The 1,566-nt window shown below is 73.2% G+C and carries 2 protein-coding genes; one reads left to right on the top strand and one right to left on the bottom strand.

The genetic code is table 11. The features are described 5' to 3' along the window. Nucleotides 1-156: 156 nt before the first annotated feature. The gene (locus SACSA_RS0104975) at nucleotides 157-684 is read right to left on the bottom strand and encodes a SigE family RNA polymerase sigma factor (RefSeq protein ID WP_019814044.1); all 528 of its coding nucleotides are present in this window, start codon (nucleotides 682-684) and stop codon (nucleotides 157-159) included. Between the two features lie 204 nt (nucleotides 685-888). Here SACSA_RS0104975 and SACSA_RS0104980 point away from each other — a divergent pair. Next, nucleotides 889-1,566: LamB/YcsF family protein (locus tag SACSA_RS0104980; RefSeq protein ID WP_019814045.1), on the top strand; the 678-nt coding region annotated here is incomplete at its 3' end.

The raw sequence follows: 1,566 nt of genomic DNA on the forward strand, positions 1-1,566 counted from the left end.
GCCACCGCCAGCGCCACGGCGGCGCCGACCGCCGCGATCGCCCCACGACTCGTGCGGTGTGTCCGGGCATTCACCGCCGCGGCCACCACGGCCGGGTCGACGGCACGGTCCGCCTCGTGCCGCACCGCGTCACGGATGAGTGGCTCGATGCGCTCGTCATTCATGGAGGGCCTCCTTCACGGCCGGACGGCGCGGCTCGCCGCCGACGTCGAGGGTCCGTAGTGTCGTCAGGGCACGGGAGATGTGACTGCGCACGGTTCCGGCCGCGCAGCCGAACACCTCGGCGATCTCCGCGTCGGTGAAGTGCTCGTAGTACCGCAGGACGATCGCGGCGCGCTGCTTGCGGGGCAGTGACACGAGCCTGGCCCGCATCGCGTCCCGTTCGGCGTGGCGGACGGCGTGGTCGGCCACCGGTCCCGCCAGAGCCTCCAGCGCTTCGTGGGTGGTGGCGACGGTCCGGGCGGCCCGGCGCCTGCGCCACGACAGGTACTCGTTGGTCACCATGCGGCGTACGTAGAGCTCGGGCGCGTCCATCGTGGCGATTCGTCTCCAGCGCGGCTGGGCCCGCACCAGTACCTCCTGGACGATGTCCTGGGCGAGGTGCGGATCACAGGTCAACGCGGTGGCATAGCGCAGGAGGCGATCGAGACGGCGCGCCACGAACTCCTCGAAGCGGTCGGGCACTGCCGCTCCCTTCTCCGGTTGATCGTTTCGTCCGGGAAACGCACGGGACGCTGTCGCTGTTGAGTGCCGGGGGCACGTTCGTCGCGCGAAGTCGGACCGCGCCGGGCGACCCGGATCGTGCCGGGTACGTCGACCCGGACCCCGACCCGGACCGCGCCGGGCACGTCGACCGGGACCGCGCGGTGAGAGCGCTACGCTGGCCGTGTGCACGACGCGGTGATCGACCTGAACAGCGACCTGGGCGAGGGTTTCGGCGCATGGCCGCTCGGCGACGACGAGGCGCTGCTGGAGGTCGTCAGCAGCGCCAACGTCGCCTGCGGGTTCCACGCGGGCGACCCGTCCGTGCTGCGGCGGGTGACCGAGCGGGCCGTCGAGCGTGGCGTGGCCATCGGAGCCCAGGTCGGGTACCGGGACCTGGCCGGGTTCGGGCGCCGGTTCATCGACATGGACCCGCACGACCTCGTCAACGACGTCCTCTATCAGCTCTCGGCGCTCGACGGGTTCGCTCGCGTCGCCGGGTCGGCCGTGCGCTACGTCAAGCCGCACGGCGCGCTCTACCACGCCGTGGTCGGCCACGGGGAGCAGGCGGAGGCGGTGGTGGAGGCGGTGCGCCGCTACGACCCGGGGCTGGCGCTGCTCGGGCTGCCGGGCTCCGAACTGCTACGCCGCGCGGAAGCGGCGGGCCTGCGCACCGTCACGGAATCGTTCGCCGACCGCTCCTACACCCCGGACGGCAGGCTGGTGCCGCGCGCTGAGCCGCACGCCCTCGTGCGCGAGCCCGACGAGGTGGTCGAGCGCAGCCTGCGCATGGCGCTGGAGGGCACCGTCACCGCGGTGGACGCGAGCGTGCTCGCCCTGCGCCCGCGCTCGCTCTGCGTGCAC

It is taken from the genome of Saccharomonospora saliphila YIM 90502 (assembly GCF_000383795.1).
Lineage (GTDB): Bacteria > Actinomycetota > Actinomycetes > Mycobacteriales > Pseudonocardiaceae > Saccharomonospora > Saccharomonospora saliphila.